General features: G+C 73.1%; 14 protein-coding genes. 8 read left to right on the forward strand and 6 right to left on the reverse strand.

Features of this window, described 5'->3' with window-relative positions:
- Positions 1-7: 7 nt before the first annotated feature.
- Genes ABZ915_RS26445 through ABZ915_RS26465 form a run of 5 tightly spaced genes read left to right on the forward strand, consistent with a single transcriptional unit; the run spans position 8 to position 4212 of the window.
- Positions 8-1348: an L-fuconate dehydratase gene (locus ABZ915_RS26445; RefSeq protein WP_361807980.1), complete on the forward strand. Its 1341-nt coding sequence runs from the start codon at positions 8-10 to the stop codon at positions 1346-1348.
- The gene (locus tag ABZ915_RS26450; protein WP_361807983.1) at positions 1345-2100 is read left to right on the forward strand and encodes an SDR family oxidoreductase; all 756 of its coding nucleotides are present in this window, start codon (positions 1345-1347) and stop codon (positions 2098-2100) included. The genes ABZ915_RS26445 and ABZ915_RS26450 overlap by 4 nt, the downstream gene beginning before the upstream one ends.
- A complete protein-coding gene (locus ABZ915_RS26455; RefSeq protein WP_361807986.1) occupies positions 2097-3065 on the forward strand; it encodes an aldo/keto reductase in 969 nt (322 codons plus the stop codon). Before ABZ915_RS26450 ends, ABZ915_RS26455 begins: the two co-directional genes overlap by 4 nt.
- A complete protein-coding gene (locus ABZ915_RS26460) occupies positions 3062-3376 on the forward strand; it encodes an L-rhamnose mutarotase (RefSeq protein WP_361807989.1) in 315 nt (104 codons plus the stop codon). Before ABZ915_RS26455 ends, ABZ915_RS26460 begins: the two co-directional genes overlap by 4 nt.
- Positions 3373-4212 carry an amidohydrolase family protein gene (locus tag ABZ915_RS26465; RefSeq protein WP_361807992.1) on the forward strand — a complete coding sequence of 280 codons (840 nt, stop codon included), beginning with the start codon at positions 3373-3375 and terminating at the stop codon, positions 4210-4212. Before ABZ915_RS26460 ends, ABZ915_RS26465 begins: the two co-directional genes overlap by 4 nt.
- Here ABZ915_RS26465 and ABZ915_RS26470 read toward each other — a convergent pair.
- Positions 4200-5621, reverse strand: a complete 1422-nt coding sequence (locus ABZ915_RS26470) for a lipase maturation factor family protein (protein ID WP_361807995.1) — start codon at positions 5619-5621, stop codon at positions 4200-4202. The genes ABZ915_RS26465 and ABZ915_RS26470 overlap by 13 nt on opposite strands.
- Positions 5622-5809: 188 nt before the next feature.
- On the opposite strand from ABZ915_RS26470, the gene ABZ915_RS26475 reads away from it, so the two are divergent.
- Both ABZ915_RS26475 and ABZ915_RS26480 read left to right on the forward strand, forming a co-directional pair.
- Positions 5810-7885, forward strand: coding sequence for a SpoIIE family protein phosphatase (locus ABZ915_RS26475; protein ID WP_361807998.1), 2076 nt, complete (start codon positions 5810-5812; stop codon positions 7883-7885).
- 31 nt (positions 7886-7916) lie between these two features.
- Positions 7917-8780 carry a DNA-formamidopyrimidine glycosylase family protein gene (locus ABZ915_RS26480; protein WP_361808001.1) on the forward strand — a complete coding sequence of 288 codons (864 nt, stop codon included), beginning with the start codon at positions 7917-7919 and terminating at the stop codon, positions 8778-8780.
- Between the two features lie 15 nt (positions 8781-8795).
- Here the strand turns inward: ABZ915_RS26480 and ABZ915_RS26485 are convergent, their stop codons facing one another.
- The 3 genes from ABZ915_RS26485 to ABZ915_RS26495 form a co-directional block, all read right to left on the reverse strand.
- The gene (locus ABZ915_RS26485; protein WP_361808004.1) at positions 8796-9461 is read right to left on the reverse strand and encodes a zf-HC2 domain-containing protein; all 666 of its coding nucleotides are present in this window, start codon (positions 9459-9461) and stop codon (positions 8796-8798) included.
- A gap of 151 nt (positions 9462-9612) precedes the next feature.
- On the reverse strand, positions 9613-10128 hold the full coding sequence (locus ABZ915_RS26490) for a hypothetical protein (protein ID WP_361808006.1): 516 nt from the start codon (positions 10126-10128) through the stop codon (positions 9613-9615).
- A 140-nt stretch (positions 10129-10268) separates the two neighbouring features.
- Positions 10269-10817, reverse strand: coding sequence for a sigma-70 family RNA polymerase sigma factor (locus ABZ915_RS26495; RefSeq protein WP_361808009.1), 549 nt, complete (start codon positions 10815-10817; stop codon positions 10269-10271).
- Positions 10818-11029: 212 nt separating this feature from the next.
- On the opposite strand from ABZ915_RS26495, the gene ABZ915_RS26500 reads away from it, so the two are divergent.
- Positions 11030-12208 (forward strand): CapA family protein, encoded by a 1179-nt coding sequence (locus tag ABZ915_RS26500; RefSeq protein WP_361808012.1) that lies wholly within the window; start codon positions 11030-11032, stop codon positions 12206-12208.
- A 21-nt stretch (positions 12209-12229) separates the two neighbouring features.
- On the opposite strand, the gene ABZ915_RS26505 is transcribed toward ABZ915_RS26500, so the two are convergent.
- Positions 12230-13657 (reverse strand): amino acid permease, encoded by a 1428-nt coding sequence (locus ABZ915_RS26505; protein ID WP_361808015.1) that lies wholly within the window; start codon positions 13655-13657, stop codon positions 12230-12232.
- 50 nt (positions 13658-13707) lie between these two features.
- Complete coding sequence (locus ABZ915_RS26510; RefSeq protein WP_361808018.1) at positions 13708-14676, reverse strand: LysR family transcriptional regulator; 969 nt, start codon at positions 14674-14676, stop codon at positions 13708-13710.
- Positions 14677-14717: the final 41 nt, after the last annotated feature.

The following is a 14717-nucleotide window of genomic DNA, read 5'->3' on the forward strand; positions in this document are numbered from 1 at the left end:
GCCTTCAGTGTCCCCGACCCCCGCCCGTGTCACCGCGGTCGACACCTACGACATCCGCTTCCCCACCTCGCGCGAGCTGGACGGCTCCGACGCGATGAACCCCGACCCCGACTACTCGGCGGCCTATGTGGTGCTGCGCACCGACGCGGCCGACGGGCACGAGGGACACGGGTTCACCTTCACCATCGGGCGGGGCAACGATGTCCAGGTCGCCGCGATCGACGCGCTGCGGGACCACGTGCTCGGCCGCCCCGTCGAGGAGATGTGCGCCGACCCCGGATCGCTCTTCCGGGACCTGATCGGCGACAGCCAGCTGCGCTGGCTCGGCCCCGAGAAGGGCGTGATGCACATGGCGATCGGCGCCGTGGTCAACGCCGTCTGGGACCTCGCCGCCAAACGCGCCGCCAAACCGCTGTGGCAGCTGCTCGCCGACGCCGAACCCGAGTGGCTCGTACGGCAGATCGACTTCCGGTACCTCACCGACGCCCTCACCCCCGAGGAGGCCCTGGACCTCCTGCGCCGGGGCCGGGAGGGCGCGGCCGGGCGCCGGGCCCGCCTCCTGGAGCGCGGCTACCCCGGCTACACCACCTCCGCCGGCTGGCTCGGCTACGACGACGACAAGCTCACCCGGCTCGCCGCCCAGGCGGTCGCCGACGGCTTCACCCAGATCAAGCTGAAGGTCGGCGCCGACCTCGACGACGACGTACGCCGCTGCCGGGTCGCCCGCTCCGTCGTCGGCCCCGGCGTCCGCCTGGCGATCGACGCCAACCAGCGCTGGGACGTCGAGGAGGCGATCCGCTGGACCAAGGCACTCGCCGACTTCGACCCGTACTGGATCGAGGAGCCCACCAGCCCCGACGACGTGCTCGGCCACGCGGCGATCCGCGCCGCCGTGGCCCCGGTCAAGGTCGCCACCGGCGAGCACGTGCAGAACCGGATCGTCTTCAAGCAGCTGCTCCAGGCCGGCGCCCTCGACATCGTGCAGATCGACGCGGCCCGGGTCGCGGGGGTCAACGAGAACCTGGCGATCCTGCTGCTCGCCGCCAAGTTCGGCGTCCCCGTCTGCCCGCACGCGGGCGGCGTGGGCCTGTGCGAACTCGTCCAGCACCTGTCGATGTTCGACTACCTGGCCGTCTCCGGCACCACCGACGACCGGGTCATCGAGTACGTCGACCATCTGCACGAACACTTCCTCGCCCCGGTGGTGATCCGCCAGGGCCACTACACGGCACCCACCGCGCCGGGCTTCTCCGCCGCCCTGCGGCCCGAGTCCATCGCGCGGTACACGTTCCCCGGCGGCACCTTCTGGGCCGCCGACCCCGAGACACGGAAAGGCAAGGCGGCATGAGCGACTTCGAGGGCCTGAAGGCCCTGGTGACCGGCGGCGCCTCCGGCATCGGCCGGGCCACGGCCGAACTCCTCGCCGGGCGCGGCGCCCTGGTGGCGGTGCTCGACCTGGACCCCTCCTCCGTCGACAAGCCGCTGCTCGCCTTCCGCGCCGACGTCACCGACGACGCCTCCGTACGCGCCGCCGTGGACCGGGCGGCCGAGGACCTCGGGGGACTGGACATCCTGGTCAACAACGCCGGTGTCGGCGCCCAGGGCACCGTCGAGGACAACGACGACGAGGAGTGGCGCCGCGTCTTCGACGTCAACGTCCTCGGCATGGTCCGCACCGCCCGCGCCGCCCTCCCGTACCTGCGCCGCTCCCGGCACGCGGCGATCGTCAACACCTGCTCCATCGCGGCCACCGCCGGCCTGCCGCGGCGCGCCCTGTACAGCGCGACCAAGGGCGCCGTGCAGTCGCTCACCCTCGCGATGGCCGCCGACCACGTCCGCGAGGGCATCCGCGTCAACTGCGTCAACCCGGGCACGGCGGACACCCCGTGGATCGGCCGCCTGCTCGACTCCGCCCCCGACCCGGCCGCCGAACGCGCCGCCCTGGAGGCCCGCCAGCCCACCGGCCGCCTGGTCTCGGCCGATGAGGTCGCGGGCGCCATCGCCTACCTGGCGAGCCCCCTGTCCGCCGCCACCACCGGCACCGCCCTCGCCGTCGACGGCGGCATGCAGGGCCTGCGCCTGAGGCCGGTGGGCCAGTGAGGACACTCGGCCGCAGCGACGTGCGGGTCAGCCCGCTGGGCTTCGGCGCCGCCGGGATCAGCAACCTGTTCAGCGCGATCGGCGAGGAGCAGGCGTACGACACGGTGCACACGGCCTGGCGGCACGGCATCCGCTACTTCGACACCGCCCCGCACTACGGCCTCGGCCTGTCCGAACGCCGCCTCGGCGCGGCCCTGAGGGACTTCCCCCGCGCCGACTGCACGGTCTCCACGAAGGTGGGCCGCCGCCTGGAGCCGTCCGACGCGGGCGGCGACGACCTCGGACACGGCTTCGCCGTCCCCGCCACCCACCGCCGCGTCTGGGACTTCAGCGCGGACGGCGTACGGCGCAGCCTCGAGGCCAGCCTGGAACGCCTCGGCCTGGACCGCGTGGACGTCGTCTACCTCCACGACCCCGACGACCACGCCGAGCAGGCCTTCCGCGAGGGCTACCCCGCCCTGGAGAAGCTCCGTGCCGAGGGCGTGGTCGGCGCGATCGGCGCCGGCATGAACCAGGCGGAGATGCTCACCCGCTTCGTCCGCGAGACGGACGTCGACGTGGTGCTGTGCGCGGGCCGGTACACACTCCTCGACCAGGGCGCGGCGGCCGAGCTGCTGCCCGCCGCCGTCGAGCGGGGCGTCTCGGTCGTCGTCGGCGGCGCCTTCAACTCCGGCCTGCTGGCGGACCCGAAGCCCACGGCGACGTACGACTACACCCGGGCCCCGGCCGAGGTGCTGGACCGTGCCCTGCGCATGAACGAGGCCGCCGCCCGGCACGGCACCACCCTGCGGGCCGCCGCGCTCGCCTTCTGCGCCGCGCACCCGGCCGTGGCGAGCGTCCTGGTCGGGGTCCGCTCGGCGGACGAGGCGCGGGACTGCGCGGAGCAGTTCGAGGCACAGGTCCCGGCCGCCTTCTGGCGGGAACTGCGGGACACCGGTCTGCTGCCCGCCGAGGAGCCGTCATGAGGGTCGCCCTGCACACCAAGGTCCGCGCCGACCGCGTAGACGCGTACGAGGCCGCCCACCGCGAGGTCCCCGTCGAGCTGACCGACGCGATCCGCGCCGCCGGTGCCACCTCCTGGACGATCTGGCGCAGCGGCACCGACCTCTTCCACGTCCTGGAGTGCGAGGACTACCCGCGCCTGCTCGCCGAACTGGAGAAGCTGCCGGTCAACGTGGCCTGGCAGGCCCGGATGGCCGAGCTGCTGGACGTCGTGCACGACTACTCGGGGGCGGGCGCGGACGCCGGCCTGCCCGTCGTGTGGGAGCTGCCATGACGGTGGACGCCCACCACCACGTGTGGGACCTGTCGGTCCGCGACCAGGAGTGGATCACCGGCCCGGCCCTTGGGGCGCTGCGCCGCGACTTCCGTGTGCCGGACCTCGAACCCCTGGCCCGCGCGGCGGGCGTCGAGCGCACCGTCCTGGTGCAGACGGTCACCGTCGCGGAGGAGACCCCGGAGTTCCTGGCCCTGGCCGAGGAGCACGACCTGATCGCGGGCGTCGTCGGCTGGACCGACCTCACCCGCCCCGACGTGGCCGGGGAACTGGCCCGCCTGCGCGAGCTGCCCGGCGGCCGGTACCTCAAGGGCATCCGCCACCAGGTCCAGTCCGAGCCCGACCCGCGGTGGCTGCTGCGCCCGGACGTGCGCCGCGGCCTGGCCGCCGTCGCCGAGGCGGGCCTCGCCTACGACCTGATCGTCCTGCCCCACCAGCTCCCGGCCTGCGTCGAGGCGGCCGCGTCGCTCCCCGGCCTCACCTTCGTGCTGGACCACCTCGGCAAGCCGCCCATCGCCTCCGGCGCCCGCGAGCCCTGGGCGTCGGCCCTCCGGTCGCTCGCCGCGCTCCCCAACACCGTCGCCAAACTCTCCGGCCTGCTCACCGAGGCCGGCCCCGCCTCCCGGACCGCCGCGGGCCTGCGCCCGTACACGGACGTCGCCCTGTCCGCCTTCGGCCCCGACCGGCTGATGGCCGGCTCCGACTGGCCCGTGTGCACCCTGGCCGCGACCTACGAGGAGGCGCTCGCCGTGGTGGGGGAGGTGACGGCCGGCCTGAGCGCCTCCGAACGCTCCGCGGTCCTCGGCACCACCGCCACCCGGGTCTATGACCTCTGAGCCACCCCCGCCAGCCGCGTCGGCGGCAGGTACTCCCGCACAAACGTCCGCTCCCAGCACGTGCCCGTCTCCCGCAGCTCCCGCCAGGTGGTGTAGCGGTAGCGGAAGAGACGGGCGCGGACGTGGCGCGGGGGCTCGTCGGGCGGGAAGGGGGAGCGGCGCAGCAGCCTGAGGGTGTCGGGGTCGTTCTCCAGCAGCCGCTCCACCAGACCGCCGAACCACGCCCCCGCGTATCCGGGCGACAGCGCGGCGAACCACATCAGCCAGTCGAGGCGCAGGTGGTAGGGCGCGAACTGGCGCGGCCAGTGTCCGGGATCGCCCGGCTTGCCCTTGAACTCGTACTCCCGCCAGCCCGAGTCCTCCCGCGGTACGGCGTCGAGCGTGCCCTCCACGACCACCTCGTAGCGGATCCGGCTGACGCTGCCGAACGCGCCGTAGGTGTTCACCAGGTGCAGCGGGTCGAAGGAACGGTTCATCACCTGGCTGCGCGAGACCATGTTCACCGCCGGGCGGTAGCTGAGGACCACCAGCAGCGCGGCGACGGCGAGGACCACGACCTCGTACCACAGCGGCGCCGCGGGCACGGACGGCGGACGCGTGGGGAACCGGACCGCCGACAGGGCCACCACGATGGTGATCCAGTTCAGCCACGCGAAGTTGCCGGACAGCACGAGCCACAGCTGGGTGACGATCATCAGGGCGGCGGCGGCCGTGGACACCGGCTGCGGGGCGAACAGCAGCACCGGCACCACCAGTTGGGTGAAGTGGTTGGCGGCCGTCTCCACCCGGTGCAGGGGCCTGGGCAGATGGTGGAAGAACCAGCTCAGCGGGCCCGGCATCGGCTGGGTCTCGTGGTGGTAGTCCAGACAGGTCAGCTTCCGCCAGCAGGCGTCCCCGCGCATCTTGATCAGACCGGCGCCGAACTCCACCCGGAACAGCACCCAGCGCAGCAGGAACAGCACCACGACCGGCGGGGCGACCTCGTCGTTGCCGAGGAGGACGGCCAGGAAGCCGACCTCCAGCAGCAGCGACTCCCAGCCGAACGCGTACCAGGTCTGGCCCACGTTGACGATGGACAGGTACAGCGCCCACGGCACCAGCCACAGCAGCATGCCGCCCCACAGCGGCAGTTGGGAGTCGAGGCTGGCGAGCAGCGCCGCCGAGACGGCACAGCCCGTCCAGGCGCAGACCGCGAAGAGACGGTCCGAGTAGCGCAGATGGAACAGGCTCGGGGCGCGCCGGAACGGCACCCGCTCGACGAACCGGGGGATCGGCAGCATGCCGCGTTCGCCCAGCAGGGCCCGGAACTGAAGGGCCGCGCCGAGGAACGCGACGAGGTACACGGCGGCCAGCGCCCGCTGGAAGACCAGCCGGCTCAGCCAGTACTCGGGTGCGGTGAACCAGTTCACGGCCGTGCCCTCCTCCCTCCACGGCGGACGCCGGAGGTGCCCGTCACTCCGGGTACCGCGCGCTCGCGGTTGCGTAACCCGGACGAGTCCCGCCGGGCGGGCCGCGGGCCGTCTCCGGCGGCACACGGCGACCGATCCCAGCCGTCGCCCCACTCGAAGAATCGGCCGAATCCTGGCAAGGTGGCTCCATGGCTCACCGGGGCGCGAGCGCCCTGTCACTCCCGGACGACTGGACCGCCCATCCGGATCCGATCCTGGCGCTCAACCACATGGGCACCTTCGACTGGGACCTGGACACCGGTCTGTTCCACATGGACGCCCAGGCGCACGAGGTCTTCGACATCCTCCCCGAGGAGTACGACGGCCGTCCGGAGACCCTCGCCAGCCGGGTGCCCCCGCCGGAGGCCGGCCAACTGGACGCCGTGGTGGCCCAGGCCATCAAGGACGGCAGCGAGAACTACGGCGCCTACTTCCGCCTGCGCTGCCGCGACGGCAGCCGGCGCTGGACACACACCCAGGGCTACATCCGGCGCGACGAGACCGGCCGCCCGCGCCGGGTGATCGGCATCGTCCGGGACGCCACCCAGGAGCTGGCGGAGAGCGAGGCCCGCAGTCTGCGCGCCGCCCAGGACGCGGCGGTGCGGCGGCAGACCGGCGTCGTGCAGGTGATCACCGCGGCGCTCTCGCACGCCCGCAGCGTCCAGGACGTCATCGACGTCCTCAAGGACACCCACGGCGTGCGCCACCTCGGCGCGACCAGCCTGGTCATGGGCCTGGTGGAGGCCGGCCGGATCCGGATGGTCGCCGAGGGGCCGGAGGCCGGCATCGTGCCCGGTACCGGCATCACCCGGATCGACGAGCCCTACCCCATGAGCGAGGTCGTACGGACCCTCGTCCCGCGCTTCATCGAGTCCCCGGAGGAGTTCGCCGACGGCTACCCGATCCTGTGGCCGCACATCACCGACCTGAAGATCACCTCCGCCGCCTATCTGCCCCTGATCGCGCAGGCCCGCCCGATCGGCGCGATGGGCCTGCTCTACGGCGACCGGCGCGGCTTCTCCGACGAGGAGCGCACCGTGCTGGTGGCGCTCGGCAGCAGCATCGCCCAGAGCCTCCAGCGGGCCATGCTGTACGAGGAGGAGAAGGACCTCGCCCAGGGCCTCCAGCAGGCGATGCTGCCCCGCACGATTCCCAGCGTGGCCGGGGCGGACGTGGCGGTCCGCTACCGCTCGGCGTCGCTCGGCCGGGACATCGGCGGCGACTGGTACGACCTCATCCCGCTGCCCGGCGGCCGGGTCGGCGCGGTCATCGGTGACGTCCAGGGCCATGACACGCACGCGGCGGCCGTCATGGGCCAGCTGCGCATCGTGCTGCGCGCGTACGCCGCCGAGGGGCACACCCCGGCCACCGTGATGGCCCGCGCCTCCGTCTTCCTGCACGAACTCGACACCGACCGGTTCGCCACCTGCCTGTACGCGGAGGCCGACCTCGCCACCGGCGTGGTCCAGGTGGTCCGGGCCGGCCACATCGACCCGCTGATCCGGCACACCGACGGTTCCTGCCGCCGGGTGTCCGTCGACGGCGGCCTGCCGCTCGGCCTGTCCGCCGAGTTCGGCCGCCTGGAGTACCCGGTGTCCACCGTGGAGCTCGACCCCGGCCAGACCCTGCTGCTGTGCACCGACGGACTCGTCGAACAGCCCGGCGCCGACCTCGACGACGGCCTGCGGACCCTGACCGCGCTCATCGAGTCGGGGCCGGACGACGTGCGCGACCTCGCCGACCGGCTCATCGACGTGGCCGAGGAACGCGGCGGCGACGACGACGTGGCCCTGCTCCTGCTGCGCCGCCGCGGCCGGGACCTCCCGCGCACCGGCGGCCGGCTCCAGCAGCACGTGGCCCCCGGTGACCCCGAGGCCCTCCGGCTCGCCCGGCACATGATCCGCGCCGCGGTCCGCGCCTGGGGCATCGGCGAACGCGCCGACGAGATCGAACTGGTCGCCGACGAACTGATCACCAACGCCCTGATGCACACCGAGGGCTCCGCGATCGTCACCCTGCGGGTCCTCAGCGGCATCGACCGCCGGCTGCGCGTCGAGGTCGAGGACTCCTCCAGCGCGCTGCCCCGCCGCCGCGACGCGGGCGAGTCAGGGGTATCCGGCCGCGGCCTGCTCCTGGTCGACCGCCTCGCCGACGCGTGGGGCGTCGAGGCCCGGGGCGGCGGCAAATGCGTGTGGTGCGAGTTCACGGTCCCGGAGCGGAGCTGACCCTGCGGGTTCCGGATGGCACTCTGGACGTATGCCGGAACTGCCCGAGGTCGAGGCGCTCAAGGACTTCCTGGCCGAGCACCTGGTCGGCCACGAGGTGGTGCGGGTGCTGCCCGTGGCGATCAGTGTCCTGAAGACGTACGAGCCGCCGCTCACCGCTCTCGAGGGCCACGAGGTCACCGCCGTGCGGCGGCACGGCAAGTTCCTCGACATCGCGACGGACGGCGGCCCCCGCCTGGTCACCCACCTGGCCCGCGCCGGCTGGCTCCAGTGGAAGGACCGGCTCCCCGACGGCCCGCCCCGCCCCGGCAAGGGCCCCCTCGCCCTGCGCGTGGCCCTGGAGACCGGCGCGGGCTTCGACCTCACCGAGGCCGGCACGCAGAAGCGCCTCGCGGTGTACGTCGTGCACGATCCGCGGGAGGTCCCGGGCATCGCCCGCCTCGGCCCGGACCCGCTCGCCGACGACTTCGACGCCGGCCGACTCGCCGCCCTGCTGAAGGACGAACGGCGACAGCTGAAGGGCGCCCTGCGCGACCAGAGCCTCATCGCGGGCGTCGGCAACGCCTACAGCGACGAGATCCTGCACGCGGCGCGCATGTCCCCGTTCAAGCTCGCCGCCTCCCTGACCCCGGACGAGGTGCGCACCCTGCACACGGCCCTGCGCACCACCCTCACCGAGGCCGTCGAACGCTCCCGGGGTCTGGCCGCCGGCCGGCTGAAGGCGGAGAAGAAGAGCGGCCTGAGGGTGCACGGCCGCACCGGGGAGCCCTGCCCGGTCTGCGGTGACACCATCCGCGAGGTCTCCTTCAGCGACTCCTCGCTCCAGTACTGCCCCACCTGCCAGACGGGCGGCAAGCCACTCGCGGACCGCAGGATGTCACGGCTGCTGAAGTAGCCGCCCGCACAGGCCCTACCCGGCGTCCAGCGTCAGCAGCTTCTCGCCCGCGGCGGTGCGCACCTCGTAGGTGGCGACCTCGCCCGTGTGCATCGAGGAGCCGCCCTCGACGGTGGCCATGGCGGCGCCGTGGCCGGCCTGGGCCCAGCTGGTGATGACCTGCTCCGAGCCGTCGCGGCCGACGGCGACGAGGCGGCAGGAGCGGGAGCCGACGCCGTCCTTGATCTTCAGCTGCACGTCGCTGCCGTGCTCCTCGTCCTTGACCGTGACCTGGGCCCACACCTGCGAGTGCGCGTCGGTCGCCGCCATGACCTGCGCCGTGGCGCCGTCGGTGCCGCTCGCGTGGCCCGCGTACATGGCGATTGAGGGACCGGCCACGGCGAACACCACCGAGGCGGCCAGACCGTACAGGAAGCGCCGGCGGCCGGCCCGCCGCCGGGTGGACACCGCGGCCAGCAGGCCGTCCAGCATCCGGGGTCCGGGCTGCGCCATGGGATGCACGAACCGCGGGGTCGCCCGCCGGTACAGCAGCAACTGCCGGGCGGCGGGCCCAAATTCGGTCACGTGTGCCGCGCACTGGGGGCACTCCATGAGGTGGTCCTCGAAGCGGAAAGCCTCCGCCTCGTCGAGCACGCCGAGCGCATAAGCGCCGACGTCGCGATGCCGTTCCAGGGACCTCATGCCGAATCCTCATGCCGATGGGTGCGGGTGGGGTTACTCCTTGCTCCCACCCGTACGCACCGGACAGAGGAATCACTCAAGGCGCGTACAGAATCGTAACCAACGGATTCGTAACGGCCGGGCACGCGGATTGGTCCGTCTTCGAAAAAAGTCAGAAGAGGTGGATGGCGAGGTGTCCGAGCGGCAGCCCGAGCTGCCACGCGGGCGTCCAGACCTTCGGTCCGTCGTCCTCCCCGATCACCGGCCCGCCGCCCGGCACCGCGTCCAGATCGGGCGCGAGCAGCTCGGTCTCCTCCAGCCACCGCCAGGCCTCCACGGCCAGCGCCAGGTCCGGCGAGGGGGCGTCCGCCCCGGCCGTCTCGGCGGCGAGCTGCGCCATGCGCTCGCGCACCCAGTCCTGCCACGGCTGGTCGTACGCCGTCAGCGACAGCCAGGTCTCCAGCTGGGAGACGACCCGGATGCCGGAGAGCTCGCCGTCGGTGTCGGACAGGAAGATGGTCAGCGCCAGCGCGTCCCGGCCGGCCCGGAACTCGAAGGACGTCGGCGGCATCAGGTCACCGGTCCGCAGCAGCTCGTCGGCGATGTACTCGGCGTACAGCCAAGCCATCGGGACGGTCAGTTCACCGCCGCCGGCGCCGGGCGTGCCCTCTTGGCCTCTGTGCAGCATCCCTTCCTGCCTTCCTCCGGTACGTGCGGAACGTGCGCGCGTCGCCCGAACCCCCAGTCCGGAACACGGATGAAGACAGCTGATTGCTCAACCGGGGTCCGCAGCAAGGCGCTTTGCGAAGGCTTTGCCCCGAGGAGGTTTCATCGCAGGTCGGCCGCGTAACCCGGAAGCACCCGGCGCAGGGCGCGCAGCGCGTAGTACGCGCGGGATTTCACGGTACCGGGTGGAATCCCCAGGGCTGCCGCGGCCTCCGCAACACTCGCCCCGTGGAAGTACACGAGCACCAGGACTTCACGGTGCTCCGGAGTGAGTGTCTTCACAGCCTCGCGCACATCGAGCATCGCGGCCGCCCGCTCGGCGTGGTCGCCGATCACCCGGGCGTTCTCCAGCACCGCGTCGCCGACCTCCGGCGGCCGTGCCTGCCGGGCCCGGCGGGCGTCGATGGCGAGCCGCCGGCCCACGGTCAGCAGCCAGGGCCGTACGGAGTCGAAGTCGTCCGCGCGCAGCGCCTCTGGATGCTGCCAGGCGCGTACCAGCGTCTCCTGCACGAGATCCTCGGCGCGCTGCCGGTCCCCGTCGCACAGCCTCAGCAGCAGCGCGAAGAGCGGTCGGCCGTGCTCGCGCTGGAGCGCGGCGAGCTCGTGCTCGGCGGTCGTCGTCCCGGTGGGCAGGGTGGTTCCGGCCGTCATGGCCGTATGGCACCGCAGGGCCCGGCCCGGGGACAGGGGATGCACGGGGATCTGCGACGGACGGTCGATCGCGTCGACGAACGGTTCGACGAACGGTCCGCTCCGCTGCCTTCATGACACCGGACGGGTCAATGAGGACGCCGGGACTGTTTGCGATGCCATCAAGTTTCGTACCTATTTATCAGTAAATGCGATAACCGTGGGGTGAGCTGATGATCGCACTCAGGCGGCAGGTGGCCCTGGCCCTGACCGCAGTCCTCGCCGGGGGCGCCGCCTGCCAGGCCCAGATGCGGCACGAGCTGAGCCTGCCGGGCCCGCCGGGCCTGTCGGCACGGCCGGGACGGCCGGCGCCGCCCGCCGTCGGGCCCGGCTTCACCCTGGTCGCCTCCGGCGCCGTCCTGCCGGACGCCGCCGCCGTCGACCGGGCCGGCTTCGACGCCCGTGGCACCGGGCACGACTTCCGCCCGATGCTGGCCGGTTCCCAAGGCGCCGTCTCCACGGCCGACCTGGCCCTGTGTCACCTGGATACCGTGCAGTCCGCGAAGCCCGGCACCGGCGGACGTCCCGCCGCCGAGTACCCGCCGGAGCTGGCCGAGGCGCTCGTCGCCACCGGTTACGACAGTTGCTCCACCGCCGGCCGGGCCCCCGACGGCGGCCCCGCCGCCGTCCGGCGCACCCTGGACGCCATGGACAGGGCGGGCCTGCGCCATACCGGGACCGCACGCACCGAGGCCGAGGCGCGCACCCTCACGATCCTGCGCGCGGGCCCGGCGAAGGTCGCGCACCTCGCGTACACGGACGCCACCGACGGCGTCCGGACGCCCCCGGGACAGCCCTGGGCCGCCAACCTGATCGACGAGGACCGCGTCCTCGCCGACGCCCGCGCCGCCCGGCGGGCCGGCGCCGACGTGGTCGTCGTCTCCCTGCACTGGGGCACCGAAGGACAGGACGCCCCCGACCGGCGGCAGCTCACCCTCGCCGACCGGCTCACCGCCGCGCGCACGGGACGCCGCCCGGACATCGACCTCGTCCTCGGCACCGGCGCCCACGTCCCGCAGGCCTATGAGAAGGTCAACGGCACCTGGGTGGCCTACGGCCTGGGCGACCAGATCACCGGCGTCCCGCCGGACGACAGGAGCGCCCGCAACCGGAGCGGCAACGAGTCCACCCTCGGCCGCTTCACCTTCACCCCGCCGGCCCGTCCCGGCGGCCGCTGGGAGGTCACCCGCGCCGAGTTCGTCCCGCAGATGTACGACCTCGACGCCGGCCGGGTGGTCGACCTCGGCCAGGCGATCGCCGGCGGCGCCGACCTGGCCGGCGTGCGCGACGAGATCCGCGACACGGTGCTCGCCCGCGGCGCGGCGAAGGACGGCCTGCTGATGGCCCGGTGACACCGCGAGCGCCGGCCCGCCCTATCCCTCGGCGGGAGTACGCCTCGCCAGCGCCGACCGCCGGTACGAGTAGCCGAAGTAGATCACGCAGCCCACCACGAACCACACGGCGAACCGCACCCACGTCTGCCACGCGAGGAACGTGATCAGCCAGATCGAGAAGACGACCCCCAGCGCCGGCACGAACGGCATCCACGGGGTGCGGAAGCCGCGCGGCAGGTCCGGCTGCCGGTAGCGCAGCACGATGACCGCGGTGCACACCACCACGAACGCCAGCAGGATGCCGATGTTGGTCAGCTCCGCCGCCTCCCCGATCGGGACGAACCCGGCGATCAGGGCCGACGCCGCCCCGACGATCCACGTGACCCGGGTCGGCACGTGCCGCGTCGGGTGCGTCTTGGCGAACCACTGGGGCAGCAGCCCGTCGCGGGACATGGAGAACCAGACCCGGGTGACACCCAGCATGAAGGTGAACATCACCGTGAGGATGCCGATGATCGCGCCCACCGCGATCACGTCCGCGAGCCCGCGCAGCCCCACCGACTTGAACGCCGAGGAGAAGCCGCTCTCCGGGTCGATGTCCTTGTAGTTCTGCATGCCGGTCAGCACCAGGCAGGCCGCGACGTACAGGACCATCGAGATCGCCAGCGAGTAGATGATCGCCTTCGGCATGTGCCGCTGGGCGTCCCGCGACTCCTCGGCCGCCGTCGACATCGCGTCGTAGCCGAAGACCGCGAAGAACACGGTCGCCGCGCCGGTGAACGCCCCGCTGATCCCGAACGGGAAGAACGGATGGTAGTTCGCGGAGTTGATGTGGAACACGCCGACGCCGATCACCACCAGCACCACCAGTACCTTCAGCGCCACCACGAACGTCTCGAAGCGGGCCGCGCTGCGGATGCCCTGGGTCAGCAGCCAGGCGATGAGCAGGCACAGGATCGCGGCGAACAGGTCGACCCGGTGCCCGGACCCGGTGCCCGGCGCTCCCAGCATCCAGGCGGGCAGGTGCGCGCCCAACTCCTCCACCAGGAACCCGAAGTACCCGGAGATGCCGATCGCGACCACCGCCACGATCGCGGTGTACTCCAGCAGCAGGTCCCAGCCGATGAACCAGCCCGCGAACTCGCCGAGCACCGCGTAACCGTAGGTGTAGGCGGAGCCCGCCTTCGGGATCAGCCCCGCGAACTCGGCGTACGACAGGGCGGCGCAGGCGCTGGCGACACCGGCGATCAGGAAGGAGACCACCACCGCGGGTCCCGCCGTGCCGTTGGCCACCGTGCCGGCCAGGGTGAAGATGCCCGCGCCGATGATGCCGCCCACGCCGATCGCGGTGAGCTGCCACAGGCCGAGCGATCTGTCGAGACGGGGCCCCTCACCGAGCTCGGTCTCCTCGATGTGTTCGATGGGTTTGCGACGGAGAATGCCTTCACCCGCGCGGAGCCTGGCCATGCGCCTCACCTCTTCGCCCACCGTAACGGCTGACGCTGGATCATGATGGCTCAGTGGCGCGCGGGAGTGAACCCCCCGCGCACGGATACGTCGGGACCGGCCCACGCCGGCGTCCAGACCCTGCCCCGCGGACGGCCGGGCCGCCGGGCGGCCAGATGGGCGCGCAGCGCGGCCAGCCCGGGGTGCGGGCCGGCGGCGGCCCACAGCAGGGAGTGCGGGTAGACGGGAGTCGGGTCGCGCAGCGGGATGCGTCGGAGGTCGTGCTCGGCGGGCCAGGTCAGACGGGTCCGCTCGCCGACGAGGGTGGCCGGCGCGGCGGAGCCGGCGAGCGCGTCGAGCACCGCCCCGGTGAAGTTGGGGCCCGCGGAGTCGATGGTGAGGCCGAACTCGGCGGCGAGGGACGCGTAGTAGGCGGCCCACTCGGTGCCCTCCACGATCCCCGGCATCCAGATCCGGTGCCCGGCCAGCTCCCCGGGCGTGGCCGAGCGCAGGCCGGCCAGGGCGTGCCCCGGGCCGGTGAGCAGCTGGATCGGCTCGTCGTACACCCGGGCGGCGGCCACACCGCTGGGCAGTGGCCGGCCGGGCATGGTGACGGCGCGGAAGGACGCGTCGATCGCGCCGGAGCGCAGGGCCGTGAGCGCCGAGTCCACGTCGAAGAGCGTGACGACGTCGAGGGCGATGTCCGGGTGCGCCTCGTGGAAGCCGCGCAGCAGCTCGGCGGGGGCGAGCCGTGAGCCGATCACATCGACCCGCAGGGCGCGTCGCCCCGGCCGCACGGAGGCGGCGGCCCGTTCCTCGGCCAGCAGCAGCTCGCGGGCGTGCGGCAGGAAGGCCTGGCCGTCGACGGTCAGGGCGGCGCCCCGGGCGGTCCGGGTGAACAGCCGCACGCCGAGCTCCCTCTCCAGCGCGGCGATCCGCTTGGAGACGGCCTGCTGGGTGACCGCGAGCACCGCCGCCGCCTCCTGGAACTGCCCCGAGTCGGCCACGGCGACGACAGTGCGCACGGCTTTGAGATCCACGTCGTCACCGTACAACCCATGGTTGTGACGGGTGGCCCCGG

This window comes from Streptomyces sp. NPDC046915 (assembly GCF_040644935.1).
GTDB lineage: Bacteria > Actinomycetota > Actinomycetes > Streptomycetales > Streptomycetaceae > Streptomyces.

Coding starts and splice junctions, on each gene's coding strand:
- ABZ915_RS26450 (WP_361807983.1), top strand. CDS start 1,345: ATGAGCGACTTCGAGGGCCTGAAGGCCCTGGTGACCGGCGGCGCCTCC.
- ABZ915_RS26460 (WP_361807989.1), top strand. CDS start 3,062: ATGAGGGTCGCCCTGCACACCAAGGTCCGCGCCGACCGCGTAGACGCG.
- ABZ915_RS26465 (WP_361807992.1), top strand. CDS start 3,373: ATGACGGTGGACGCCCACCACCACGTGTGGGACCTGTCGGTCCGCGAC.
- ABZ915_RS26475 (WP_361807998.1), top strand. CDS start 5,810: ATGGCTCACCGGGGCGCGAGCGCCCTGTCACTCCCGGACGACTGGACC.
- ABZ915_RS26480 (WP_361808001.1), top strand. CDS start 7,917: ATGCCGGAACTGCCCGAGGTCGAGGCGCTCAAGGACTTCCTGGCCGAG.
- ABZ915_RS26485 (WP_361808004.1), bottom strand. CDS start 9,461: ATGAGGTCCCTGGAACGGCATCGCGACGTCGGCGCTTATGCGCTCGGC.
- ABZ915_RS26490 (WP_361808006.1), bottom strand. CDS start 10,128: ATGCTGCACAGAGGCCAAGAGGGCACGCCCGGCGCCGGCGGCGGTGAA.
- ABZ915_RS26495 (WP_361808009.1), bottom strand. CDS start 10,817: ATGACGGCCGGAACCACCCTGCCCACCGGGACGACGACCGCCGAGCAC.
- ABZ915_RS26500 (WP_361808012.1), top strand. CDS start 11,030: ATGATCGCACTCAGGCGGCAGGTGGCCCTGGCCCTGACCGCAGTCCTC.
- ABZ915_RS26505 (WP_361808015.1), bottom strand. CDS start 13,657: ATGGCCAGGCTCCGCGCGGGTGAAGGCATTCTCCGTCGCAAACCCATC.